The 25,960-nt window shown below is 61.0% G+C and carries 21 protein-coding genes and 4 pseudogenes; 4 read left to right on the top strand and 21 right to left on the bottom strand.

Annotation, left to right across the window (positions count from 1 at the left end; translation table 11 throughout):
• The 20 genes and pseudogenes from LG202_RS10685 to LG202_RS10780 form a co-directional block, all read right to left on the bottom strand.
• A pseudogene (locus LG202_RS10685) lies at positions 1-517 on the bottom strand (ATP-binding protein); the annotation flags it as partial.
• 141 nt (positions 518-658) lie between these two features.
• Positions 659-1,720, bottom strand: coding sequence for an HD domain-containing phosphohydrolase (locus LG202_RS10690; protein ID WP_230348435.1), 1,062 nt, complete (start codon positions 1,718-1,720; stop codon positions 659-661).
• A gap of 291 nt (positions 1,721-2,011) precedes the next feature.
• The gene (locus tag LG202_RS10695; protein WP_230348436.1) at positions 2,012-3,199 is read right to left on the bottom strand and encodes an MFS transporter; all 1,188 of its coding nucleotides are present in this window, start codon (positions 3,197-3,199) and stop codon (positions 2,012-2,014) included.
• Between the two features lie 50 nt (positions 3,200-3,249).
• The gene (locus LG202_RS10700) at positions 3,250-4,308 is read right to left on the bottom strand and encodes a porin (RefSeq protein ID WP_230348437.1); all 1,059 of its coding nucleotides are present in this window, start codon (positions 4,306-4,308) and stop codon (positions 3,250-3,252) included.
• Between the two features lie 356 nt (positions 4,309-4,664).
• Positions 4,665-5,573: a LysR family transcriptional regulator gene (locus LG202_RS10705; protein ID WP_021194016.1), complete on the bottom strand. Its 909-nt coding sequence runs from the start codon at positions 5,571-5,573 to the stop codon at positions 4,665-4,667.
• Between the two features lie 232 nt (positions 5,574-5,805).
• Entirely contained in the window at positions 5,806-6,957 is a 1,152-nt protein-coding gene (locus tag LG202_RS10710; protein WP_004265443.1) for a S1C family serine protease, read from the bottom strand.
• A 24-nt stretch (positions 6,958-6,981) separates the two neighbouring features.
• Positions 6,982-7,947: a zinc metalloprotease HtpX gene (locus LG202_RS10715; RefSeq protein ID WP_169340771.1), complete on the bottom strand. Its 966-nt coding sequence runs from the start codon at positions 7,945-7,947 to the stop codon at positions 6,982-6,984.
• On the bottom strand, positions 7,925-8,422 hold the full coding sequence (psiE-GI, locus tag LG202_RS10720; RefSeq protein ID WP_031329106.1) for a heat resistance protein PsiE-GI: 498 nt from the start codon (positions 8,420-8,422) through the stop codon (positions 7,925-7,927). The genes LG202_RS10715 and psiE-GI overlap by 23 nt, the downstream gene beginning before the upstream one ends.
• On the bottom strand, positions 8,419-10,134 hold the full coding sequence (gene kefB-GI / locus LG202_RS10725) for a heat resistance system K+/H+ antiporter KefB-GI (protein WP_169340769.1): 1,716 nt from the start codon (positions 10,132-10,134) through the stop codon (positions 8,419-8,421). The genes psiE-GI and kefB-GI overlap by 4 nt, the downstream gene beginning before the upstream one ends.
• Before the next feature lie 3 nt (positions 10,135-10,137).
• Entirely contained in the window at positions 10,138-10,578 is a 441-nt protein-coding gene (trx-GI, locus tag LG202_RS10730) for a heat resistance system thioredoxin Trx-GI (protein WP_012761376.1), read from the bottom strand.
• Positions 10,568-11,713 carry an RNA polymerase sigma factor gene (locus LG202_RS10735; protein WP_169340768.1) on the bottom strand — a complete coding sequence of 382 codons (1,146 nt, stop codon included), beginning with the start codon at positions 11,711-11,713 and terminating at the stop codon, positions 10,568-10,570. The genes trx-GI and LG202_RS10735 overlap by 11 nt, the downstream gene beginning before the upstream one ends.
• A 79-nt stretch (positions 11,714-11,792) precedes the next feature.
• Positions 11,793-12,404, bottom strand: a complete 612-nt coding sequence (gene hdeD-GI, locus LG202_RS10740) for a heat resistance membrane protein HdeD-GI (RefSeq protein ID WP_169340767.1) — start codon at positions 12,402-12,404, stop codon at positions 11,793-11,795.
• 97 nt (positions 12,405-12,501) lie between these two features.
• Positions 12,502-13,389: a heat resistance protein YfdX2 gene (yfdX2, locus tag LG202_RS10745; protein ID WP_230348438.1), complete on the bottom strand. Its 888-nt coding sequence runs from the start codon at positions 13,387-13,389 to the stop codon at positions 12,502-12,504.
• A gap of 102 nt (positions 13,390-13,491) precedes the next feature.
• Positions 13,492-14,406 carry a heat resistance protein YfdX1 gene (yfdX1, locus tag LG202_RS10750; protein ID WP_169340766.1) on the bottom strand — a complete coding sequence of 305 codons (915 nt, stop codon included), beginning with the start codon at positions 14,404-14,406 and terminating at the stop codon, positions 13,492-13,494.
• Positions 14,407-14,428: 22 nt separating this feature from the next.
• Positions 14,429-14,885 (bottom strand): annotated as a pseudogene (gene hsp20-GI, locus LG202_RS10755) (small heat shock protein sHSP20-GI).
• 87 nt (positions 14,886-14,972) lie between these two features.
• Complete coding sequence (gene ftsH, locus LG202_RS10760) at positions 14,973-16,790, bottom strand: ATP-dependent zinc metalloprotease FtsH (RefSeq protein WP_230348439.1); 1,818 nt, start codon at positions 16,788-16,790, stop codon at positions 14,973-14,975.
• Between the two features lie 27 nt (positions 16,791-16,817).
• Positions 16,818-18,248 (bottom strand): cardiolipin synthase, encoded by a 1,431-nt coding sequence (gene cls, locus LG202_RS10765; RefSeq protein ID WP_169340764.1) that lies wholly within the window; start codon positions 18,246-18,248, stop codon positions 16,818-16,820.
• A 17-nt stretch (positions 18,249-18,265) separates the two neighbouring features.
• Positions 18,266-21,115: a heat shock survival AAA family ATPase ClpK gene (gene clpK / locus LG202_RS10770; RefSeq protein WP_128664145.1), complete on the bottom strand. Its 2,850-nt coding sequence runs from the start codon at positions 21,113-21,115 to the stop codon at positions 18,266-18,268.
• A gap of 93 nt (positions 21,116-21,208) precedes the next feature.
• Positions 21,209-21,778 carry an Hsp20/alpha crystallin family protein gene (locus tag LG202_RS10775; RefSeq protein ID WP_016446189.1) on the bottom strand — a complete coding sequence of 190 codons (570 nt, stop codon included), beginning with the start codon at positions 21,776-21,778 and terminating at the stop codon, positions 21,209-21,211.
• A gap of 32 nt (positions 21,779-21,810) precedes the next feature.
• Complete coding sequence (locus LG202_RS10780; protein ID WP_019373850.1) at positions 21,811-22,092, bottom strand: helix-turn-helix domain-containing protein; 282 nt, start codon at positions 22,090-22,092, stop codon at positions 21,811-21,813.
• A 344-nt stretch (positions 22,093-22,436) separates the two neighbouring features.
• On the opposite strand from LG202_RS10780, the pseudogene LG202_RS10785 reads away from it, so the two are divergent.
• Positions 22,437-22,670 (top strand): annotated as a pseudogene (locus LG202_RS10785) (IS110 family transposase); the annotation flags it as partial.
• A gap of 121 nt (positions 22,671-22,791) precedes the next feature.
• Here LG202_RS10785 and LG202_RS10790 read toward each other — a convergent pair.
• Positions 22,792-23,221: pseudogene (locus LG202_RS10790) on the bottom strand (transposase domain-containing protein); the annotation flags it as partial.
• A gap of 139 nt (positions 23,222-23,360) precedes the next feature.
• Here LG202_RS10790 and LG202_RS10795 point away from each other — a divergent pair.
• The 3 genes from LG202_RS10795 (at position 23,361) to LG202_RS10805 (ending at position 25,927) form a co-directional block, all read left to right on the top strand.
• The gene (locus LG202_RS10795) at positions 23,361-24,269 is read left to right on the top strand and encodes a LysR family transcriptional regulator (protein WP_012761385.1); all 909 of its coding nucleotides are present in this window, start codon (positions 23,361-23,363) and stop codon (positions 24,267-24,269) included.
• A 539-nt stretch (positions 24,270-24,808) separates the two neighbouring features.
• A complete protein-coding gene (locus LG202_RS10800; protein WP_003454930.1) occupies positions 24,809-25,567 on the top strand; it encodes a hypothetical protein in 759 nt (252 codons plus the stop codon).
• A 141-nt stretch (positions 25,568-25,708) separates the two neighbouring features.
• The gene (locus LG202_RS10805; RefSeq protein WP_003454927.1) at positions 25,709-25,927 is read left to right on the top strand and encodes an AlpA family transcriptional regulator; all 219 of its coding nucleotides are present in this window, start codon (positions 25,709-25,711) and stop codon (positions 25,925-25,927) included.
• The last annotated feature ends 33 nt before the right edge of the window (positions 25,928-25,960 follow it).

The raw sequence follows: 25,960 nt of genomic DNA on the forward strand, positions 1-25,960 counted from the left end.
AAATCGGCAAAGCGGCGAGCATAAGCAACAAGCTGTAGCTGATAGCCTGATGCTGCAACCAGAATGGATTGATGTTGATGGTATAGAGAAAGCCGACAACGCTGAGGAACTGCGAGTGGAACAGGTATTTGTTGCCAAAGCGGAAGCCGTTGCCAAAAGTGACCCATAAATATACTCCGACCAGGATCACCCCTAGCTCGCCGGTCATGGCCATGAACATGGTGGGCAACCCGATATCAAGCCATGCGCCGGAAAGCCTGCGTAACGTAGCATGTTGACGCGTAAACAGGATCAGTGCGAAGAGTACGAAGGACAGTAGTTGGAATACGACTGTCATGGGAATGGCCAAGGGGAAGGAGCCGCTGATGGATGCGGGCTCGCTTATTTCTCGATACACCAGGAACACCAGAAATGCCATGCAAAGCCAAATGCGGATGCTGGCTTGCTCCAACTCCAGCGGGTCGCAGTGCCTGCGGAGGTGCTGCCAGTATTGCCTGGCCCGCTTCAAGGGTTGCATTAATGACATCATGCTGGTCAACGTGTCTAAAAGTTGGTGTTCACTGCAATCATGCTGCAGTTCCCTGCGTCGGTTGTGAGAGTGTATAGGTTGCGCTTAGATAAAGTTATATTCAAGCCCCTGGGGTGGAAATTTATAACCTCAGGAAGAATGGCGCTTATGGATTTCCTCGAACAGCATGCGTACATCAGGGATGAGTTTGATCAGTTCCGGGTCGAAGTGCTTGCCGTTTTCGGCGATGAGGTAATCGATGGCGCTATCGACACTCCATGCCTTCTTGTATGGACGGTGGCTGGTTAATGCATCAAATACATCAGCTACCGCTACGATACGTGCGGACAGTGGGATTTCATGGCCAGACATGCCATAAGGATAGCCTGACCCGTCGAATTTCTCGTGGTGTGCCAAGGCAATCTCGCTGCCTTTCTGCAAATATTTCGATGGGCTACCTTGCAGGATTTCATAACCAATCAGCGGGTGGCGTTGCATGATCTTCTTCTCTTCTGGCGTGAATGGACCTTGCTTGAGCAATACGCTGTCGGGGATACCAATTTTACCAATGTCATGTAATGGCGCAGCTAGTTCAATCAGCTCAGCCTCCTCTTCAGGGAAGCCTAGGGCCTCTGCCAGCACCCGGCTATACAGCGACATACGCAACAAGTGCTGTGCTGTATCGTAGTCGCGATACTCCCCCGCACGTGCAAGGTGCATCAATGTTTCTTTCTCGCGCATGAGGATGTTTTCGGTCGCTTCCCTCACCATGCTTTCCAGCAAGCGGCTTTTATCTTCCAGTGTCAGTCGCTGTTGACGCAGGGTGATCAGGTTTTTGCATCGCGCCATGCACTCATGCATATCGACCGGCTTGGTGAGGAAATCCGTCACCCCGGCGTCAAGCGCCGCATAGCGGATTTCCACATCCTGCTTGATGGTGATCATGATGGTTGGAACGGATTGATATTGTGGCAGGCGGGTGATTTCATTGATGAAACACAGACCATTCATCCCAGGCATTTCGTAATCCACCAGCAGCAGGTCTGCGGTGTTGTCCTGCGCCCAGAGTAAGGCTTCTGTCGGGGAGGAAAACTCAAAGGTTTTGATACCTCGACCAAGGTTTCTGACAATCTTGGATAGGATGGAGCGGCTGACGGCCTGGTCATCCAGGATCATTACCTTGGCGGTATCAACGAGGTTGAGGGTCTTCATAATTATCTTCGTTCTTAGTCCAGGGGGGGTACTAGTCACAACTGCTATTGCATGAGGTTCATAGGCAGGCCATACTTTTTCCGCTAGCGGATCAGTTTCATTATTATCATACAGGCAGATAGAAAAGATAGAAGCATCTGATGACATTGATTGATATTTCGAATATCCATTAACGACAATATCGGTAAGAAAGTCATTGCGATAACCATCGCTACATCACTGTGCTTATGACGTAAGCGCGGGTAAAAGTACCCGGCAGTAAAACTAGGTAAATGTGGCAACATGGCATGTTTATCGCGAGTGCGGCTCTTTCATGCGCGGGGCGACGGCACGAGCCAGAAAAAATGCCAATCCTACAAAGAACAGCACTACCAGCAAGGCATGGCGTAAAGAATAATGCTCCCCGATGAAACCTAGTAATGGCGGTCCTGCCAGAAAGGCAACATATCCGGCTGTGGCAACTATGCTGACACGTGCCGTGGCATGGTGACCGGTATCGCCAGCAGCGGAAATCGTCAGCGGAAAGCCCAGGGATGTGCCCAAGCCCCAGAACAGTACGGCGATTGCCGCAATATAGGGGTGGTTGGCAAAGATGACCATGCCGATCCCGATGAGGCCTAGCAGTGCGCTGGTACGCACCACCGACACCCTGCTGAAGTGTGTGAGGAAAAAGTGTCCGCTGAAGCGCCCGAGCGCCATCATGCCAGCAAAGCCAGTATAGACCATGGAGCCGAGGGCTGCGCTGACATGATGTTCATCAACCATGAGGATGGGAATCCAGTCGGTTGCGGATCCTTCTGCCAATGCCATGCCTAGCACAATCAGGCTGATGCACATCAATTGAGTATCGCGCCAAGGCTTGAATGGCTGGGTATTGGCATCGTCTATATCTACTTCACTTGCGGACTCAATTCCCACACCACCTGGTATGGCACGTAGCCCCCATAATGTCATTGGGATACCTGCCAGTGCTGTGAGCGCAAGGTGCCAGGTCACCGGGAAATGAATGCTGGTGAGGGCAATGCCGAGCATGCCTCCCAGGAATGTGCCTAAGCTGAACCCGGCATGCAGCATGGCAAGCGCTGGACGGTGCATGATGCGCTCAATTTCAGCGCCTTCAACATTGAGTGCGATCTCTCCCAGCCCTATGCCCAGCCCGAACAGCATCAGGCCCAACGCCACCATCAGTGCCAGACTGGATGCCAGACCCAGTGCCATGATGCCCAGGCCCAGCCACATGGTGAGCATCCCTGCACGGATGACAGGCTTGGTGCCCCAGCGCTTCACGAGCTTGCCGGAGCTGAGCACTCCGCTCATTGCTCCCACCGAAATGCTGAACAATATCAGGCCCATTTCTGCGATGGACACCCCTAGCTGATCCCGGATTGCCGGTGTGCGTGTGACCCAGGAGGCTACGGCTATCCCGGCTAGCAAAAAGAAGGTGAATAATGCCTGGCGGCGTTGTATGACGGTCATCATGAATCAATATAGGCTGCGTGGGTGTTCGTTAAGTGGCTGGTGCAGCCTGGTTAAAAACTGATAGCGAGCGAAGTCAATGCTGTGAAGTTGGTAGATGCCATCGATTCATTGCCCTTGATGAAGATAGCATCCCGGCTATCGAATTTCCTGATCTCGGTACGCCAGAGCAAATTGGGTGTAATGGCATAATCCACGTTGGCCGAGTAGCCAACAGTCCTGAAACCATTGCTATTGTTTGTGCTGACAATGACACCATGCTTGTCTTGATAATATTCGGCACGTGCTGCCAAACTTAGCTTATCGGATACTGTATAGCGCACGATCACCACTGGAGCAAACCAGGTATGGTAACTGGCACTGTGCTTGGTGGCTTGCTCTGCGCCCAGATCCAGTGCGGCAAGCAGGCTCCATGTCCGGTTCAAGGTAAACTGCCCATAAAGGTTGTGGAAATAGCGCATCTGGCGTTCGCGGTCAGATTTGTCATTGCCAATAAATGAGCTGCTGTTGATCGTGACTTTGTCATTGGGTTTGTAGGTGAGCTGGTGGCCAAACGCGGGGGTGGTGTTGCCGTCGGCACGCTGGATGCGTTGCCAGCCATTCAAGAGTAAACCGCTCACCAGCCATTTTCCGTCTGCCGTGGTGTACGTCAGCTTGGCCCCCGTTTCAAAATAAGGCGAGTTTTCTGCTACGAGGCTACGTGTAACTGTCCAGTTGTCCTTACCGATCGCGCTTTCAAAACCAATGTGGGAGGGCATCACGCCGACATCCAGCCACAGATCATGTTGGTCTGAAAGTTTGAGCCCAATATTCGCTTCGTAAAGATTATTCAATAACCCAGATTCCGCTGCATAGTTGGCACGCATATAGGTCCCTGTTGCAATGCCAAGATTGGCTCTGAGTTTGTCAGTATTGTATGTGGCCAGCACCAACGCTAGGTTGATGCTGGGCTCATCTGCCCGACTATGGCTGTAGATAAAGTCCGGGCGGCGGTGATTGCTGGGGCGGTTAAAGTCGCGTTGATAATAAGCTTCTATATAACCACTGATATGGAGTGAGTTGTCCATGGTGTCCGCCCGCACTGTCGCGTAGCCCAACCCGAATATCATCATGATCATCAGCAGGAGATGCGGTATAAAGCTCGGGTGTGAAAGGGGTGTCATTTGCAGGTGTAAAAATGAAAAATGGTGAATGATGGTAATGACGGCACCATGACGCTTTTGTTGAGGCTTGAGGACGCCCGCGTAGACATGGAGCGGGATGTAAAGAAACTGACAGTAATGGAGCGGGTGAAGGGAACATCATCGTGTTCCCAACTCGTTGATTGATAACGAGTTTTCCGCACTCGGCGAACCGAGATGGACATAATTATGGACTGAAAAACCACGCTTGGTCAACGCGCGCTCCGAGCAAGTCCAGTGCGAGCCATGGACAGCCAGCAGTAGCCAATGTACCCGAGCGCTCAACGTCACGAGGCCGGTTTATCTCCCTTTGGCAGGAACTCCTCGCGGGCGCGCTGCAGAAACCGCTTCATGGGCTCAGAGGGTTCGGCGCTGCGGCGCAGCAGGTAGGTGGACAGCATGGGCGGCGTGCCGGCCAAGGGGCGAACGGTTATGTCGGGGCGGTTCAGGGTCTGCACCTGCGAGGCAATGGCGAAACCTAGGCCATAACCGGCACCGACCAGAGTCAGCATCACGCCTAGGCTCGTCACCTGATCTACCAGCTTGAGCGGCTTGGACGCACCTTGAAGCACCGCCTGGATCTGGTGGTGGCAGCCCGATCCCGCGTCCGGATGGCACAGTACCAACGGAAACTTCAAGGCTTCATCCAATGGCACTTCCGCGTGCGCCAACAAGGGGTGGCGCACGGGCACGATCACCGACAGAGGATCGGTCCACACGGGCTCGGCGACAAGGCCTTCGCTCACCGCGTCCGACAGCGCAAAACCGATGTCCAGCAGATCGTTGTGCAGGCCCTTGAGCTGCTGCGCGAAAGGCAGCTCGAAGACGCGAATCTCCAGTTCGGGCTCTTCCTCGCGGCTGCGCGCCAGCAAGGTGGCAATGTGGGGCTGCGCCAAGCTGTCGCAGATGGCGATGCGCAGATAACCCTGATAGCCCTGCGCCGCCGCCTTTGCGGCACTCACCGCCTGCTCCACGGTGGCCAGCACGCGCCGGCACTCACCGAGGAACACTTGACCGGCCCAGGTCAGTCGCGTCTGGTGCGCGCTGCGGTCGAACAACTGCACGCCGAGCGTGGCTTCGAGATTTCGCATTGCGCGCGACACAGGCGATTGTTCTACGCCAAGGCGCTCGGCCGCTCGCGCGAAATGCAGTTCTTCCGCGACCGCAACGAAATAGCGCAGTAGTCTGAGTTCCAATGCGGCCTCCTGTTTGCCTCGTTCCTGGCCTGCGTCCACCTCATGCGGATTGCGCCTCGCTTTCTCCTTCGATGATTGGCAAGAGGTTCCGGCGTTGCATGCTTGCCTATTCGGATAGGCAGATCGCATCCGAAAATTACGGAGGTTGAGGCGGAACGCTACCTGGCCGAAGACCTGAGAACCTCAATCGCCGCGACGCTGCACTACCGCCTGATCCACAGGTTCAGTTCAATCAATTCCCGGGTTGCAGCTCCACACGCACCTCGCGCGATTTGCCGGCCCGCTCCACTGACAAGACCACCACATCGCCGACCTTCCTGTCGTCTAGCCGCGCGAGCAGCTTGGCCACATCGTCCGTCGCCTGGCCATCAACATCGATGATGCGGTCGCCCGGCACGATGCCTTGCGGCGTGACTTCGACACCCGCGAGGCCGGCCTTGTGCGCTGCCGAACCAGGGGTAACACGCAACACGAACACGCCCTTGCTTCCAGTCAGCGCCAGCAGGCGCTGATTGAGCTGTTCGTCCACCTCAATGCCCAGCGCCGGACGGATGTACTTACCGGTCTTGATGAGTTGCGGGACTACGCGCATGACGGTGTCCACCGGCACGGCGAAACCAATCCCGGCCGAGGCGCCGGAGGGGCTATAGATCGCCGTGTTGATGCCGATGAGCCTTCCTGCCGAATCGAGCAGCGGCCCACCGGAGTTGCCAGGGTTGATGGCGGCGTCGGTCTGGATCAGGTGATCGATGGCCGGGCCGCCCGCTTCTCCGGGTAACGAGCGGTCGAGCGCGGAGACGATGCCGGTGGTGAGCGTCCAGTCCAGGCCGAAGGGGTTGCCGATAGCGAACACCTTCTGACCCACCTTGAGGTCGGCACTGGTGCCGACCGGCACGGCCGGCGGGCGCTTGAAACCGACGCCGATCTTGAGCACAGCGATGTCGTGCGCGGGGCTCGTCCCCACCAGTGCGGCCTGGTAGTCGCGGCCGTCGGCCAGTTTGACGGTGGCTTCGGACGCGCCCTGGATGACGTGGAAGTTAGTGACGACGTGGCCGGCGTCGTCCCAGATGAAGCCCGAGCCAGTGCCGCGCGGCACGGAGAAGACGTTGCGCGTCCAGACATCGCGTACCAATTGTGCGGTAGTGATGTAGACCACCGAGGCGCGCGATTTCTCGAACAGTTCGATGGTGGCTTTCTCGTCCGCCGCCAGATCGCCACGCGCCGTCACAGTGCGTTCTGCCGCCTCGCGCGGACTGAACCAGGCCTCGATGGCGGGCAGGAACTGCCACAGCAGCATGAGCGCGGCAATACAGGCGGTGATGAAGAGCCAGCGCCGGACGAAGTGGTCCGGCGCGGGACGTTGGTACGGGTCGGGGTAGGCCATGAGAAGTCTCCTGTTGATAGGCAATCAGCGCCACAGCCCGCTCGGGCGCCAGCGCGGTGGGCGCGGCGTCAAAGCGGATTCCGGCAAGAAATGGGGCGCGTGGAGTGGCAACGCTGATGCTGGCCCAGGCGCCAACGTCAGTAGGCGTGAGATGCGTTCTTGCGTGGCCGGATGCGTGCGCAACCAGGAGGGTTCGGGATTGCCCCATCCCGGCCACAACCAGGCGCGCCAGGAGCGGCTGACCCGCTCGATTTTCGCCAGCGCGGACGCCAGCCCCTGCGGGTCGCCAGTCAGTTCCGCAGCGAGGCGGTCAGCGTCGAACTCACGCACGCGAGACAAGCCGAGCTGTGCGAGCAGGGCCAGCTGGGGCGATGCGGCCAATAACAATAAACCAGGCCAATAGACCTCCGCCGCGCCAACCAGCAGCGCGGGCAGGCTCAGCAGGATCGCGATCTGTCCCATAAGGGCCAGTAGGCTCGTGAAGCGACTGACGGAATCCGCCAGCCCCATGACGCGCAGATCCTCACTGGCGATGTGCGCGATCTCGTGCGCGAGCACACCCGCCAGCTCGCGTGGGCTCAGGCTGCGCAGCAGGCCATCGGTGAGGGCGATCGATGCCTCCTGCTTCGATCCGGTGGCGAAGGCGTTGACGACGGCACTGGGCACGTAGTGCGGCACCGGCGTTGCGGGCAAACCGGCACGGACGGACAGCTCGCGCAACAGGGCCCACATCTCGTGGGCTTCTTGCGGGTGCAAGGCCCGTACGCGGTACAGGCGCAAGCTCAGCGCCGACGCGGCTACCGGTTCCAGCAGCAACGCACCTGCAACGGCAAACAGCGCGAGCCACAGGCCGCCTTCCCCAAACGGCAGTCTCCCTGCTGCGGCTGCGATCCCGACCAGGGTCAGGACCAACAGTCCGGTCTGCAGGCGGTTGAGCCAGCGGTGTTGCAACAACGCCGCGCGCGGGTCACTGGGATGATGACGGGTCATGCTCAGATGTCTCGGCGGCGCGGTCGTCGCGCTCGCGCAGCAGCCAGTAAGTGGCACCAAGCGCCAGCGTGGCGCCTGCAAGCGCGGCGATCTTGCCAGGGCTCGCCTCGGGGTCGAGGATCACGAACTTGCGCGCCAGCGCGATCAGGCCGATGAGGATCACGGTCTTGACCTGGATGATGCTGTCCCGACGCAGCGCCACGCGCACGATGGAATGCTTGAACTCCATCGCGATCAAGAGCGTCATGATCATGCCGAACACACTCTGGAATACCTTGTGATCCAGGGGATTGAAGGCATCGAGAACCAGCAGCGTGAAGACGATGGAGATGAGCTGGAACAGCGACACCACGATGATGACGGCAATCACCGCCGACAGCACGAGCGCGACGACCTGCTCGAAGCGCTCGTAAAAACTCATGATGGCCAATTGGTCGCGCAAGACCTGAAATGGGTTAAGGCGTGTTGATTTCATGACGATGAACTCCCTGGAAAACGGCTGCTGTCGTGACGGCGGCGCATTGCGCTGATGTGTCCTTCAATCAGCTCGGTCGACATGCCAAGCGTCGACATCACCTGTTCCGCCAGCCCAATAGCTGCGGCAAAGGATTGCTGGTACACGCGCACGTTGGGCATGGCGCGAAATGCATCGGCCGCGGTCGTACTTCTGTATGACACCCACAAGGTCAGCGCCGGACGGCGCTCGGCAATCGCCTGGGCGATGCGCAACGCTTGCTGGGCATGGGCGAACGTCAGCACCACCATGTGCGCATGCGTCAAGCCGGCAGCCAGCAAGGTATCGGGCCGACTGGCATCGCCATGGAACACCGGCGCGCCGGCGGCACGCGCGGCCTCGACCTTCTGCGCGTCCGCCTCCAGCAGCAGATGCGCCACGCCGGCGTGGCGAAGAATCTCGCTGACTGTCAGGCCAAGCTCGCCCGCGCCGCAAACGATGACATGGTCTCGATATCGCGCCGTCTGCGCGGCGATCTCGACTTCTTCAGCCTGGGGTGGCTGAATGACGCCGCCGGTGCGGCTCAAGAACCGGGCAAGTACATCGTGATGGCGGATCAGCAGCGGTGCCAAGGCCATGCTGAGCACCAGCGCGACCAGCATGGGTTGTACGACGGTCGCGGGGATCAGATGCTGCTGCAAGACCATGCCCAACAACAGCAGGGCGAACTCGCCGCCATGCCCCAACGCTATGCCCGTGCGCCAGGCATCGAGGGCGGACAGGCGCGTCGCCCGCAAGGCCAGGGTGTTGAGCCCGATCTTGACCGGTACCAGCACTGCCAGCCACGCCAGCACCGCCAGCGGTGCCGAAAGAATCTGCGCTCCGTCCAACTGCAGGCCGATGGTCACGAAGAACACCCCCGACAACACATCGCGAAACGGTTTGAGGTGGCTTTCCATGTGGTGACGGAAGTCGCTCTCGCCCAGCACCATGCCGGCCAAAAACGCACCCAGGGCGGCGGATACGCCGACCGCGTGTGCAGCAGCGGCGGCAGCCACCACCACGCACAAGGAAACCAGCACGAAGGATTCTTCGTGGCCCTGCCGCGCCACCCAGCCCAGCAGGCCATGCAACAGACGACGGGAGGCGAGGGCCGCTGCCGCGAACAACATCAGCACGCCCAACACTTCGAGCAGCACGCTCTCGATCTTCGGCGACTCGCCGCGCGCCCAGATCGCCAGCAGGGCCAGCAGGGGCACGCTGGCCAGATCCTGAAAGACCAGCACGGCGATGGCGCTGCGGCCATGGCGTGTGGTGAGTTCACCCTGGTCGGCCAACTGCCGGCTGACCAGCGCCGTGGAAGACATGGCCGCCGCAGCGCCGAGCAGCGCAGCGCTCTGAGCTGGCTGCCCCAACCCCATCAGCATCAGGGTCAGAGGTGCGGCCATAACGACCATCTGCAAACTGCCAGCCACCAGTACGGTCTTGCGAGTGAGCCAAAAGTGCCCGAGGGAGAATTCCAGTCCGACCATGAACAGCAGCAGCGCCACTCCCAGCTCGGACAGAAAATCAAGCGCTTCTCCCGGCGCGATCACGCCGGTGACTGAGGGGCCCAGTAAGGCGCCGGCGGCGAGGTAACCCAGCAAGGCGGGCACTCTGAACGCCGCCGTCGCCACCGCCGCGAGGCTGCATGCCGCCAGCAGGATCAGGGTGGCGCCGAGCAAGTCCTGCATCGGTCAGCGCCCCACCTGTGCAGATGCCCAGCGCACGATGTCCTGCGCGCCCAAGGCGCCGGCCTGACGCCCGATCTCCCGCCCACCCTGGAACAGGGCGAGCGTCGGAATGCTGCGGATGCCGAACTGCGCGGCCAGGTGGGGTTCTGCCTCGGTATTGACCTTGGCCAGCCTGACCCTGGGTTCGAGCTGGCGCGCCGCTTGCTGGAACTGCGGGGCCATCATCTTGCACGGCCCGCACCAAGGTGCCCAGAAATCGACCAACAGTGGCAGGTCGCTGCGCTCCACGTGGCGCGAGAACGTCGCCGTGGTCAACTCGATGGGTTCGCCCGTGAACAAGGGCTGCTGGCAGCGGCCGCAGTTGGGATGTTCCGATAGCTTCGCAGTCGGTACGCGGTTGATGGACTGGCAATGCGGGCAGACAAGGTGAAGATCATTCTTCATGGTTCGCCTCCTTGGACCACAGTGAGGCTGCCGCGCTTCGAGTCACAGACAATGCCGACCAATCAACGCCTTGGAGCCAATCGTTCCCGTCTTTGCTTACTCCGGCCTCTTCCAAATGAGCAGCGATGAACGCTTCGGCCTGCATGAGCCACCTTTGGACAGTATCTTCCTGACTAGGAATCAGCAGGATTTCAGAGACGCTGCTGGCATCCAGCCCGTCCACACGGAGAAGCAGAAAAATGCGCCGCCACAAACGCGGCATGTCCTTCAGCAGGTCGAATGCAAAAGCGAACTCGCTCGACCGATCAACTAGCTCCTCCTGTTCCGCGATCGTTGCGGCATCGGGATGCTGACTGTCAGCGATGATATCGGCCAGCCTGAGTGTGTCATCGGGCTGATAAAATTCGAAGACTTCCTCTTCCACCATGGCCTCGGCGACGTCCTGGGCATCCGCTTCGACCGGCGCGTCCAGAGAAACGAATTCGCCAAATTGCCGGCTGTTTGCCACTTCGTGATCCAGGACGGCGAACAGATGCTTCAGAAGACCGATGTAAGCCGCTTTTTCTTCCGGCACGGATTGCCATTCCACCTCAGCTTGGACAATCGCTTCATCCACCACGTCGCGCAGCGTCGGATAATCGCGCGGTAAATCGCCGACGGCACGCAGATAAGCCAGCTCACGCCTTGCGACAGCCTCAAGTTTCGACAGTAGAGGCATTCGGGTCGCCTCGGCCTCATGGGCGGCTGACGCGGGTTTTGCGGCAATCCGCACCTTGAGCTCGCGCAAGCGCTCGCGTCGTGCTTTGCGCTTGATTTGATCCTGAGCATGCAGTCGGTCAAAATGCTTCTTGGCCTGACGGAACAACGACTGTGCGAGCATCTGCGCGAGGGGCGTCAGCTCGTCATGTGATGCAGTAACGCTGACAGTCTTTTTGCCGGGCAGGTGCATATAGCCACTGGCCAGAAATTGCCGCTTGATCTTGTCGCGATCAAGGACGATTTGAAGTCGCACTGAATCTTTAGTGTGTTTGTCGAGCAATGGCTTGAGGGCGTGCTCGATCACATTTCCCAAAGCTCTCTGCCAAGGTTCATGAAACTCTTTGTCGATAGCTCGATAGCTATATTGCATCTGCATGTATGACTCCTTCGATGTCATTTCTATGGAGGTATGAATCGAGGATGCTCATATCCATAGAATTTAGTTTGACCCGCTCTTATCCCTGGCGCGTTTTGCGAAGACGCCAACTCAAGAACAAAAGCGTGACACCATAGACTGCCGCATAGAAGCCCAACAGCCAGCCTGCGGCCAGGAATGACTCGACCGGACGGGAAAAAAATATCCACAAGACGATAGCGCCAAGGACAATCGAGAGCAGTCCACTGAAGGCAAGCCAAATTTCACCCTTGATTTCTTGACGCAGCCGAACGGCGGCGGATATCTCCAGCACACCGGTGAAAATCGCCCAGAAGCCCACGCTAGCCCATAAAAAAGAAGCCAAGACTATCGTGGCGACCCAAGGAGCAACCAGGACGACGACGCCCGTAAGTATGCCGACAATGCCGCTGAACAGCAGCCAGCCCCAGCGCTCTTTTTTCTGGATATGGCGCACCGCTGCAACCAAGTTGAAAGCGCCATTGACGAAGGAAAATGCGCCGAACATGATGGTCATGGCCAACAGAGCCGATTGTGGCATCCAGAACGCAAGGGCTGCAAAAATCAATGCCAAGACACCGCGCAGCACAAAAAGCCACCAATTTTGGCTCAGCGAACACAGTGCTTTGGTGGGGTCATCCGCATTGGAATTAGCGATGGTGTCTGTGTTCATGCAATATCTCCTAAAGATCTATACAAAATAAAAAATCAAACACTCATGGGACAAGAGAGGGGCGCGACGCGCCCCTCTTAGGCCCTATCCAGCGGTTTCAGAACAACTTGGACAGTTTTGCCTTGATTTCATCGAGCCAGCCTTTTCCGCCGCCTCCCCCAGCCGTCTTTTGCTTGACTTTCTTGAGTTCAGCATACAGGGGCTCAAAGTCCTTCTTCTTTCCATAGCCCAGCAGTTCTGCCATTTCCAACTGCTGCCGCGCTTCGTTCAATAATGTCTCCAGGCGCTCATTGGACGCTTCGCTCCGCTGACCATCTTCTACCAAGGTCTCGGCGCGCTTCAGGAGCAGCTTCGCACGCAGGACGGGCAGCGGAAGCACGCTGCGCTCCTCGACCAGCGTGCTGAGCGCTGACTGCAGCGCGGCTTTGGCTTCTTCGATCTTGCCCTGATCGATCAGCGGCACGACTGACTTCACGGCTGCGGGATAGGACGCCAGAGGGATGTTGGTGACCGCGATCACGATTTCACTGGCCAGCAAAGCCAGCACGTGACGTGCCCGTTGCACCTCGCCATGTTTGAGGGCATCCAGCGCCTCGTCGGTCATCGCCTCAATGGTTTGCGTGTTGGCGAACAAGTCGTGCACGATGGTGCGCACATCAACGGGGGCCAGGGCGAGCGTGGGTTCGCGCGCAACGATCAGCTCCAGCTTTCCCGTCACTTCGGCCAGCGTTGCCAATGCGCGTGCAGCGTCCTTGCCGTCAAGTGCGGCCAGCGCTGATTTGGTCAGCGACAAGGCCGAGACGGCCTCATCGAGGACTTGTTTACGTTTGTCTGCCGCCTGCGAGTCCGTTTCCTTCTGAACCTCAGGCTGTACCTCCGTGACGACTTCAGCCTTGGCCTCTGGACTGACAGGAAGGCTGCTTACCGCGGCCTGTTCGCTTATTTCTTTGTTCGTCGCATTGGGATTCGATGTTTGCTCATTCATGGTGATATGCCTCGTATGAGTTAGTGAAAATAGGCGAATCTATTGGGGCTGACTGCGAACATCGCGAGACTGACCGACCGAACAGTCGGCCCCTTCATCATCTCAAAACAGCTTTTGGAGGCGCGTCTTCAACTCGTCGAACCATCCCTTGCCGCTTTTGCCACCAGCCGACTTTTGCTCAATGGACTTCACATGATCGAAGATGGGTTTGAAATCCGCCTTCTTGCCATAACCCAGGATCTGCGCCATCTCGATCTCCGTGCGCACGGACGACAGCAAGGTGCTGAGCTCCTCGTTCTGCTTGGCATCGCGCTTGTCGGTCTCGGCCAGCTTTTCAGCTTTTGCCATCGCGGCTTCAGCCCGTAGCACGGGCAGAGGAAAGGCGACCGAGGTCACCACCAGCGTGTTCAGTGCTCGGGCGAGTTCCGCCTTGGCGTCGTCGATCTTGCCGCTGTCGATGAGCCGTGCGGCCGACTTGATCGCTGCCGGGTACGTTGCCATCGGCAGGTTGCCGGTTTCGATCACGATTTCGCTGGCCAGATTGGCGACGATGGGCCGGGCCTTTTGCACCTCGCCATCACCCAAGAACTCCCGAGACAACTTGACCGCCTTCTTCACCGATTCCACGTTGGCGTGGATATCGTGGGTGATGACGCGTACATCGACCGGCGCCAAAGCAAGTTTGGCGTCGCGTGCCAATACCAGTTCCAGCTTTCCGCTGGCCAGTTCCAGCGCAGCGAGCGCCTCCTTGGTCTTCTTTGCATCAAGGAGTGTCAAAGCCTCCTGGGTCTTGGTGAGCGCCGTGATGGCGTCCTGAGTGAGCTCAGCACGCTTTTTTTCGGCTTCCCGGGCGGCCTTGTCATCTACCTGTGGCTGCGCCGCCTTGGATGCGGCAGAGGGTGCTGCAGCACCTGGGCTAGAACCTGCCGCCGATTGGGCCTGAGCCGGTCCGCTCAGTCCGACGACGACCGCCAGGGCAAGTGCGGAGAAGGTTGATTGGGGCTGTTTGATATTCATGATCTTGGGCTCCTAATTAAAGTTAGTTGACTGAGATTTCAATCTGTTTCGGTTTGGCTTGCTCGGGCTTGACAAGCCGCACTCCCAGCGCGCCGTCTTTCATCAGCCGTCACCTTGGTCGGATCAACGTTGTCAGGCAAGACAAAGCTGCGCACAAAGCGGCCATACGCACGTTCGATGCGGTGGAACTTCTTGCACTGCTTCTCTTTTTCCAGTTTGCGCTCGCCGCTGATGGTGAGCACGCCGTTTTCCGCGCTGACGCGCGCGGCATCCTTGGGGACCTCCGGCAGATCCAGCTTGAGGAGGAAAGCGTTCTCATCCTCGCTGATGTCCGCCATTGGTGCCCAGTCCGCCGTGGTCATGGCTTCGTTGCCGGTACGGGCGCCCTGTCGCTGGGGTATTCGTCCGAACATCGTCGCCAGGCGGTTTTGCAATTCATCCAGTTCCCGGAAGGGGTCCCACGGAGTCAATGCAGACATATCGGTTCTCCTTGAACAATGCCGGCGAATTGGATGACGCACCGAACAGAGCCACCGGCTTACTCTGAATGGCACCTACTACTGTTTTCAGTTCCGAACAAGTCCTTGAGTCAATTGACGGATATCGCTTTCGTCGAGCGTTTCCCGCGCCAGCAGTTCGCGCGCACAACGCTCCAGCACCGCGCGGTTGGTGTCGAGGATCCGGTAGGCGCGCTCGAACACGCCCATCACGATGTCGCGGATGGCCTGATCGATGCGCGCCTGGGTCGATTCGGCCACCCGGCAGCCGCCGTGGGCCAGTTCCGGTGTATCGAGAAAGCGTGGCCGCTGCGCCTCGAAGGCGATGTAGCCCAGTCCTTCGTCCATGCCAAAGCGGGTGATCATGTCGCGGGCGATGTCGGTTGCCCGTGCGAGGTCATCGGCAGCCCCGGTGGACAGCTCGCCGAACACGAGCTTCTCGGCCGCACGACCGCCCAGCAGTACGGCGATCTTGTGTTCCAGATCGGCGCGCGTCATCAGGAAGCGGTCTTCGGTGGGGCGTTGCAGCGTGTAGCCCAGCGCGCCGATGCCGCGCGGGATGATCGAGATCTTGTGCACGGGGTCGGTGCCGGGCAGCGCCAGCGCCACCAGCGCATGGCCCATCTCGTGATAGGCCACGGTTTCCCGCTCCTTGGGATTGAGTACTCGGTTCTTCTTCTCCAGGCCCGCCACGATGCGCTCGATGGCGGCGGTGAAATCCTGCAACTCCACGGCGGACGCTTTGCGCCGGGTCGCGGCCAGCGCGGCCTCGTTGACCAGGTTCGCGAGGTCTGCACCCGAAAAGCCCGTGGTCAGCGCAGCCACCTGTTCGAGATCGATATCCTGAGCCAGCGTCACCTTCTTGACGTGGACTTTCAGGATGTCCAGCCGTCCCTTCTTGTCGGGCCGGTCCACCAGCACCTGGCGGTCGAAGCGGCCGGCGCGCAGCAGCGCCTGGTCGAGGATTTCGGGGCGGTTGGTGGCGGCGAGGATGATCAGCCCCACCGAGCTGTCGAAGCCGTCCATCTCGGTGAGCAGCTGGTTGAGCGTCTGCTCACGCTCGTCGTGGCCGCCGATGGGCCCGCCGACGCCGCGTGCACGGCCCAGCGCGTCGAGTTCATCGATGAAGATGATGGCCGGCGCCTGCCCGCGCGCCTGCTCGAACAGGTCGCGCACCCGCGCCGCGCCCACGCCGACAAACATCTCGACGAACTCCGAGCCGGAGATAGAGAAGAACGGTACCCCGGCCTCGCCCGCCACGGCCTTGGCCAGCAGGGTCTTGCCCGTGCCGGGCGGGCCAACCAGCAACACACCTTTCGGGATGCGCGCGCCGAGGCGGCCGTAATCCTGCGGATTCTTGAGGAAATCGACGATTTCGACCAGCTCGGCCTTGGCCTCATCGACACCAGCGACATCGGCAAAGGTCACGCCAGTGTTCTTCTCCATGAATACCTTGGCACGGCTCTTGCCGATGCTCAGGAAGCCGCCCATGCCCTGCTTCTCGGCGAAGCGGCGGAACAGGAAGAACCAGACGCCGAAGAAGGCCACCGCCGGCAGAATCCAGGAGAGCACATCACGTAGCCAGGTGCTTTCCACCACCCGCGCGTAAGGCACGTCGTACTTGGACAGCCGCTCGGCCAGGTCGGGTTCGACGCGAGTGGCCACGATGGTGGTCTTGCCCCGGCTGTCCGGCGATTTCAGGCGCCCGGTGACCGTGCGGTCCGACACCAGCACTTCGGCGACGCGCCCCTCGGCCAGCGCCTTCTCGAATTCGCTGTAGGGCACGGGCTCGACGGTCTTGGCCGCCTGCCAGTAGTTCTGCAGCGTCAGCAGCAACAGGCCGGCGACGATCCAGTAGCCAATGTTCCATTGATCTTTCTTTTCCATGGGCAATGTTCCTCGCAAGTCGTGCCGCTAGAGAATGGGGGTGAACAGACGGGCCACCCCGTCGCGCAAGCGGATGGCCAGCGGGCGGGCGCGCAACGCCTTCGCCGATATCTCGCCCGACGCATCACGAGCGGCATCAAAAAGGGATGACAGCCGCGTAGACAACACGGTGTCGTACACCTCCACATTGAACTCGAAGTTGAGGCGCAAACTGCGCGCATCCCAATTGGCCGAACCCAGGCAGCACCACGCTCCGTCTACCAGCATCAGCTTGCTGTGGTCGAACGGGCCCGGCCGTTCGAAGATGCGCACACCGTGCTCCAGCACCTGCCAGTAGTGGGCGCGTGCGGCCCATTGCACCGTGGGATGGTCGCCGTTTGCGGGCGTCAGCACGTCGATACGCACGCCGCGCAACGCGGCCGTGCTTAGCGCCGCGATCATCGGCTGATCGGGCACGAAGTAAGGTGTCCAGATGCGCACCGAATGCTTCGCCGCGCTCAAAGCGCCCATGAAGGTCCAGCGCAGCCGGTCCAGGGCCTCATCGGGACCGGCCTCGATGCCGCGCGCCCAAGAGGTTCCTTGCTCATCAGCCGTTGCGGGCGGTTCGCCCCAGAGACCCTCGTTGAGCCGCTCGCCCGTGGTATCGCACCAATCGTCGGTGAAGCACCGCATCAGATGCGCAACCACCGGCCCGCGCAGACGAAAGTGCAAATCGTGACAGGCCCGGCCCGGCGCATCGGGCCGCCAATACGGGCTGAAGATGTTCATGCCGCCGGTGAAACCCGTCTCGCCATCGATCACCAGCAGCTTGCGGTGATTGCGCAGATGCGCGGCATGCAGGCGCGCGGGAATCAACGTCGGGTTGAACGTCGCCGCCGGAACGCCGGCGCGCTGCAAGGCGCGGTAGGCGCTGCGGGGCGTCCAGCGGGCATACACGTCGTCGATCAGCACCCGCACTTGCACGCCGCGCTCATGAGCCCGGCGCAGCGCATCGACGAACTGCGCCCCGATGCCTTGGCTGTCGAAGATGTACGAGGCCAAGGCGACGCTGTACCGCGCCGATTCGATGGCGGCGAGCATGGCCGGGTAGGCCTGCTCGCCATCGACAAGCGGCTCGATGCGGTTGCCGCCGGTCAGCGACTGGCCGGTGGCGCGTCCCACCAGGTGGGCCAGACCGGCAAGCGGCGGCGATACAGCCTCGGGCATCGTGGGCGAGAGGTCCTGCCGAACAGCAGGATCTGCCCCCGGGAAGAGCCGCCGCGCCCGCCGCTGGTAACGGTTGATGCCGAACAGCCCATACAGCAGCGAACCGCCCAGCGGCAACAAGGCGATCAGCAGTACCCACAGCGTGGCCGATCGAGGGTCACGCTTGTAGATGACCGCGTGCCCCGCTGTGGGGATAGCGACCGCCAGCGACACGAGGGTGGCTGCCCATGTCAGCCCGTTGGGGTCGGACACGACAGCCTCCCCATGACTCAAGATTCGCCGCCCGCTGACTTCTTCTTGCGCGCAGGCTTGCTCGCGTCGCTAGGCGGCGTCTCGGCCGCGTTCGCGGCATCGGGCTTCTCAGGCTCGGCCGGCTTCGCGGGTGGCTCCTGGCGCTCGAAGACCACCCGTTCGGCCTTGTCGTCCCAGCGGGCGCTGGCGTGATCGGCCTTGCCGATACCGCCACCCAGCATCTCGCGCGCCAGTGCCGTCTCCAGCTCGCTGCGGATCAGCCGCTTGAGCTCACGCGCGCCGAACTCGGGCTTGTAGCCTTCCTCCGCGAAGTGATCGATCAAGGTCTGATCGAAGGTCAGCGTCACGCCCTGGCTGGCGGCGTTGCGGGCCACACGATCGAGCTGCAGGCCGACGATATGGCGGATCTCCTCCTTGCCCAGCGCATGGAAGACGATGATTTCGTCTATGCGGTTGAGGAACTCGGGGCGGAAGTGTCCGCGCAGCACGTCCATCACCTCGAACTTGGTCTTCTCGTATTCCTCGCCGGCGGCGCCACGGGCCTTCAGCCGACGCTGGATGATGTCCGAGCCCAAGTTCGAGGTGGCGATGATGATGGTATTGGTGAAATCCACCACCCGGCCCTTGCCGTCGGTGAGCCGCCCGTCGTCGAACACCTGCAACAGGATGTTGTAGACGTCGGGGTGCGCTTTTTCGATCTCATCGAGCAACAACACGCTGTAGGGTTTGCGCCGCACTTTCTCGGTGAGCTGCCCCCCCTCGTCATAGCCCACATAGCCCGGAGGCGCGCCCACCAGGCGTGCCACGGTATGGCGTTCACCGTACTCGGACATGTCGATGCGCAGCAGCGCACCTTCATCGCCATAGATCGACTCGGCCAGCGCCTTGGCGAGTTCGGTCTTGCCCACACCCGTCGGCCCGAGGAACAGGAAGGTGGCCACTGGCTTGCCGCCTTCGCGCAGGCCCGCGCGCGCCAGACGCACGGCATCGGCCACCGCGCGCACCGCTTCGTCCTGGCCCACCAGGCGCTCGTGCAGCCGCTGCTCCAGATGCAGCAGCTTCTCGCGTTCTTCCACCGTCAGCTCGTTGACCGGAATGCCGGTCAGGCGCGAGACGATCTGCGCGACATGCTCGGCTTTGACTTCGGCGCTGCCCGAGGCGCGCTCGCGTTCCCATTCCTCGACAAGCTTCTTGAGTTCGGCCTCTTTGGTCTCGATGTGCTTGCCCAGCTCGGCGGCCTTGTCGTACTGCTTGCGCGAGGCCACATAGTCCTGCTCACGCCGCAGCTGGTGCAGTTCGGACTCCAGCTCTTGTACGGCCACTGGGCGGGCCGTGGCCGACAGTTTCACACGCGCGGCAGCCTGGTCGAGCAGGTCAATTGCCTTGTCGGGCAGAAAGCGGGCGGTGATGTAGCGGTCGGACAACTCGGCGGCGGCGATGATCGCGTCCTCTGTGATACTGACCTTGTGGTGCGCCTCGAACGTGTCGCGCAGGCCGCGCAGGATCATCATGGTCTGCGCCACGGTCGGCTCGGGCACCATCACCGGCTGGAAGCGACGCTCCAGCGCGGCGTCCTTCTCGATGTACTTCTGATACTCGTTGAGCGTGGTGGCGCCGATCAGGTTCAGCTCGCCGCGCGCCATCATCGGCTTGAACACGTTGGCCACGTCCAGCCCGCCTTCGCCGCCACCCTGGCCGGCACCGACGATGGTGTGCACCTCGTCGATGAAGAGAATCAGCTCACCCTGGTGCTCGGTCACTTCCTTGAGCACCTTCTGCACGCGCTCCTCGAACTCGCCGCGGTACTTGGCGCCGGCCACCATGGCATTGATGTTGAGTTCCACCAGGCGCTTGTCGCGCAGCGTCTCGGGCACTTCGCCGGCGACCATCCGCTGCGCCAGCCCTTCGACGATGGCGGTCTTGCCGACGCCGGGCTCACCGATCAACACCGGGTTGTTCTTCTTGCGCCGGGCCAGCACTTCGATGGTCGTCTCGATCTCCTGCGCGCGGCCGATGACCGGATCGAGCTTGCCCTCGCGCGCCATCTTGGTGAGGTCGCGCGAATACTTGTCGAGTTCCGGCGTGTTGGTCGGCGTCTCGGCGCGGCCATCCTCGGCCCCTTTGCCGACCACCTTGCTTACCTGCTGGCGCAGCGCTTGCGGCGTGAGGCCGTAACGGCGCAGCAGGTTGGCCGCCAAACCTTCGCCTTCCTCGGCGAGCCCGATCAGGAAATGCTCCGGCCCGACATAAGAGTGGCCGAGTTCGTTGGAGGCCACGAAAGCACGGCTGAGCGCATCCTTGACACGTGGCGACACGCCGATCTCGCCTTCGAACGGCTTGTCGCCACGCTTGGCTTCGGATTCGATTTGCCGCTTGAGGTCATCGACCTTGATCTTGAACTGCCCCAGGATGGTCTTGACCACGTCGCTGTCGGATAGCGCCAGCAGCAGGTGTTCGGTATCGACTTCGGGGCGGCCAAATTCGGCGGCATGTTTGGCGGCCTCCTGCAACAAAGCCTCGGACTGTTCGCTGATGCGGCTGGCGAGCCCACTGCCGCGACGGCGCGCAGTGCCCGTAGCAGCCGGGGCGGGTTCGCCGAACGAGGCATCGACCACCTCGTCGGTATCGGCCGCCATGGACGGTGCGTCGTCACCGATGCGGAAGAAGTCGCTGCCGAGGAAGTCTTCGAACAGGCCGCTACGTGAGCCGAACAACGCTTCGAGCGGCGAGACGGTGCGCTTTTGCTGGCGCACCAATTGGCGATAGTGCTCGTCACACAACAGCATGGTGCTGTGGCGACCATTGAGATTGGCTTCCACCCGCACCGTGGCGGGCTGGCCGCAGACTTGGCATTGTTTTCTGGCCATGCTGATGCTCCTGTAAAGATGGATTTGATGAGACGCCGCCGATCACGAAGCCTCATCCTTTTGTGGTTTTTGAGAAAAACGCGCTGCCCCGCGTCAGCCGTTGATCGGGATCGAGCGCCCCTGCTTGGGCGTACTGGCCTCGCGCTTTTCCATCGTGATCGTGAGCACGCCGTTCTTGAAAGCGGCCTTGATCGTGTCCTGGTTGGCATCGGCCGGCAGGTTCAGAGCGCGCTGAAAGCTGCCGTAGGAGCGCTCCACCCGGTGGAAACCGCCGTCTTTCGTTTCCTGCTCCTGACGCTTTTCACCGCGCACCAGCAGCACGTCGTTGTCGAGCGTGATCTGGATGTCTTTCTCCTCGATGCCGGGTACTTCCAGGGCGATCTTGTACTGCTTGTCGGTCTCCTGGATGTCCAGCGCCGGCTTCAGCATGCCCGGCCAGTCCGACGGCCAGCGTGGCATGGCCAGCGTCGGGAAACCGAAGCCTCGAAACGCGTCGTCGAACAGGCGGTCGATCTCGCGATGCAATTGCAGGATGGGACTGACGGGCCCACCCGCCACCGGCAGGTCATTGCGCTGCACCGGCAGCGAGGCAGTGCTCTGTTGTTCTTCCTGCTCCTTTTTGAACCAGTTCCAGGGAGCCAATTTCTTGAAATCAATGTCCATGTCATACCTCCAGAAATCAATTGAAGACTCACTCAATCCGTTTGCCTGCGGCTATGGATAGCGCGCCCAGGCAACACGGGATGTTTCGCTGACTTCGGCTGCTCATCTGTGCGTATCACCTCCTTCTTTCTGCCTGCTTGGATCTGATCATTGATCCATCGATCGATTTCACTTTGACGAAACCGCCACGTCCCGCCGACCTTGAAGGCCGGAATCTCCCCGTGCGAAGCGAGCCGGTAAAGCGTCCGCTTGCCGACTTTCAAGTAGGCAGCCAACTCGTCGAGTGTGAAGATCGCCTGCTGGCGCGCTGTCATACCACCCCCACAAGTTCCGTCGTCACGCGGCCTCGCTCGAGGAAATTCTTGCAAGACTTTGCAAGATAGTGCGCCTAATATGCCGAAAGTCAAGAGTCAACATCCAGCGACCTGCTGGCCGATTGATGTGACTCAATCGTAAGCAGCCAGGAAACAAATGTTGGCTGCCACCGCGATGGTGCTTCCCAAGTCATCAGTCTGCAGCCATGTGAAAGGGGAAGTCCATGAACGAGATTGCCCGAGTCGGGGTGGATCTGGCCAAGCGGGTTATCTAGGTGCATGCGGTGGATGCGCGCGTGGTGGTTGCCAAGGCGCTGGCCGCTGACAAGTTTGCGGCCTGGTGCGCGGAGCTGCCTCCCGGCTGCCTGGTGGCCCTGGAGGCCTGCGGCGGTGCGCATCACTGGGCACGCAAGCTGCGCGGCTATGGGCTGGATGCGCGGCTGATTGCAGGCCACTTCGTCACGCCCTACCGCATGGCCGGCAAGGGACGCAAGAACGGTGCGGCCGATGCCGCAGCGATCTGCGAGGCGGCAACCCGCCCGCACATGCGCTTCGTGCCGGTGAAGCCGCCGGCGCAGACGCTGCTGGCCAGCCATCAGCTACGCAAACCTCCCGATTCACTCACGCAGCTTATTCCTGCTTGCCTAGGGACGACCATGTAAGCGGCAGATGGTCGGAGTCCTTTGCGACCAGCACCTACGCGAGCAGCCCGCAGGTGGGGATGCCCTTGGCGATGATCTCCGCCGGGACCGGCGCCTGGGTCAGCGTTCGGCACCTATGCGCAGGTCCACTTGCCGCGGATGTGGCACTCGACCGTGAATACGCCCGGTGTGTTGTCCAGCTTCTCGCCGATGCGCTTGAGCGCACAGCCGCACGCGCAGCGAGTGTTCTCGGGCTCGTGGTGGCAGTCCACGCGCGGCAGGTCCGCCGGCAAGGCGGTGCGCTTAGGCATCGCGCCAGGCGTAGCCGGCGGCTTCTTCTTGCCCAGCAGTTCCTGGAGCTGCGCCTCAGCCGCGGCAAGGTCGGCGTCCAGAGCCTCGTCGAACAGCGCGCGTTGTTCGGCATCGAGCTGCTCGCTCTTCTTGCCGAACTTCAGGCGTCGCAGCTGGGCGATCTCGAACGAGAGCTTCGCCGTAGGCGCTGACATGGGCGAAAAGCATCCGAGCATCACCCCCCAGGATGGCTCTCATCTCGATACAGAGGTGAATCCTCCGCACTATTCGGCTCCCTACGATGATATGGACTGATCACATCGGTAGGGAGAAAGCATGAACTTACGCCATCTTCGCTGCTTCATCGCCGTAGCCGAGGAACTGCACTTCGGCCGGGCTGCTCGACGGCTGCACATCGAACAGTCTCCACTGTCGCGCACGATCCGCCAGATGGAGGCGGATTTAGGGGTGCCGCTGCTCAACCGCTTGCCACGCAGTGTTCGTCTCACACCGGCGGGACAGGTCTTCCTCGAAGAAGCCCGGCGCGTACTGCTGGCCTTCGAGCAAGCGCAGACCAAGGCACGCGCCGCAGCGAACCAGCGGAACACGCTGCGCATCGCACTATCTGGTGACATGGGGCAGGCCCGCTTGTCGGCGTTGCTTGCGCTTTGCCGCGAGGAGGCACCACAGGTCGGCATTCGGATATTTGAAACGCCACTGGCGCAGTTGGTGACTGGACTGCGCAACGACTTGTATGACGCAGGTTTTGCATTGGCTGGTGAAATGGACGCCGGCATCGTCGCCATGCCGGTGTGGCGAGACCCGCTGGTGGTGGCTTTGCCCGCCAGGCATCCGCTGCTGGCTTTCAAGGAAGTGCCGCTGGAGGAAGTGGCGAGCTATCCGCTGGTGCTGTGCGATCCCCAGGTCTGCGAAGGTTGCAGCCGGCAGCGCGAACGGCTGCTCCGCACGGTGGATGCGCAGCCGACGGTAGCCGAGTACGTCAAGACCCATTCCCTGATGCTGGCCCTCGTGGCCGCCGGCTACGGCGTGGGCTTTTCGAGCGCGGCGCATCTGGCGGGTTGCCATCAGGCCGATGTCGTCGTGCGGCCGCTGGCCGACGAGACCGCTTCGCTGACGACCTATCTACTGCGACCCGAAGGCGAAATCATGGAGCCGCTGCGGCAGTTCATCGACCGCGTGGAGCGTGTCGGACGCCCGCAAGGCACCGATCAACGCCCGATGTGACGCGGGGATTTTGGACGGTACGATTCCCTTTCGGTCTGGACCTTGACCCGCATTGCATCGGCGGCCGACCTTTTGCGTCACGGGCATGGATGGCGAATCGGGCCTATCCACCCGGCATCAAGCAAGGCACCTTCAAGCTGTCGAGGTCACAGCAGTGACGCAGAACGCATGAGCCCTTGCTGGATGCAAACCGGCTCAGCCGGAAGTCGCATTGGCGCTTTACCCCGCCCGTATTCCTACGAAAACTTTGCCCTGGTTTTCCGGTAAAGCGCAGCATCCCTTCCTGATCGAACTTGGATGCGCGGCTTTTCAGACCGTTGCGCCGGTAACAAGATTTTTCGCAGGTGCATTATGGTTGAGGTGTAGCGGGCACCGCAAGGAGGTTTGCCCCCTGCGTAACGCTCGGCGACATCGCCGCACCCAACGTCCACCACGATGCCGACCGGCTCGCGCTTCATCGGGTTCTTTGGGCAATCGCTGCGCCCATGTGGGCCGCGCGCGCTTGCCATGTGTCGATCCGACGATGGGAAGAGCGCGATATGCCGAAATCGAGCAGCCACGCCTTTGGCGCAAAGACGTACTACCGACCGATCGAGGCGGCCGTCCGCTGGTGCGGTCTCCTGCGCTTCGAGCAGCGTATTCTGGAAGCGCTGGAGCAGCGTGCCATGCCGGAGCCCGGCGAATTCCCGCGCTGGCCGCTGCTGCGCCTGTATGCCGAGCGCATCTTCGACGCGCTGACGCATGGCGAATTGCCCGGTGGCAAGGCCGGCATCGTGCTGGACTCGCAGCGGCCGGCGCTCGACGACCCCGAGCTGACCGTGCGCCACGTGGACTTGAAAGCGTGGATGTCGCAGTTCTACCCCGGCGATCGGCCGGGGTTTTTGTTTGACGGCATCGAACGCGCGGTGCATCCGGCGGTGAGCGTGGACACGCTCAACATTCTGCTGGCCGATCGCGAAGCAGCGAAGTCGCAACTTGCCGAACTTGCCCTGGTGCATGAAACGCTGCGCACCGCGCACGAAGCACTGGCGAAGGAACATGCCACGCGCGCGGCCAACGACGAACAGGCGCGCGAGCCTGGCCTGCGCAGCGAGACGACTTACCTCAACATCATCGGCGGACTGCTGACGCTGCTGCTGGGCAATTCGCCGTCAGGCGCGGCCTATTCGTCGTTCCGCAGCATGGATGCCGTGGTCAGCGCGCTGATCGCACACCATGAGGGGCGGCCGGGTCTCAGCGAGCGGACGCTGTGGAGCAAGCTCGCGCAGGCGCGGCGCCACCTGGAGGCGTCGCGCTGACGACGCGGCCAGCATGATGCCGATGCGGCGCACTGCAATTGCAGTCGCTGCTTCTGCAATTGCAGTGATTTCGGCGACCGCGGTGTATTGAATACGAGGCACTTTCCGAACAGCGCCAGTGAGCGTCAAGGAGTGTCTCTCATGTCTTCGCAGACCACCGCGCCGGCAGTGCCGGCCGAGCACCGCATCCTGCGTCGCGCCGAAGTCGAGGCCAAAACCGGCTTCAAGCGCGCGCACATCTACAGCCTGATGAAAGAAGGCAAGTTCCCCAAGGCGCTGCGCTTGGGCGTGCGCGCCGTGGGCTGGGACTCGGCGGAGGTCGAGCAATGGATCGCCGATCGCCTCGATGAGCGCGCCTGACGCTTTTCCTCGGTACATGCCATTCAACCGGGA

The organism is Methylobacillus methanolivorans (assembly GCF_054588515.1).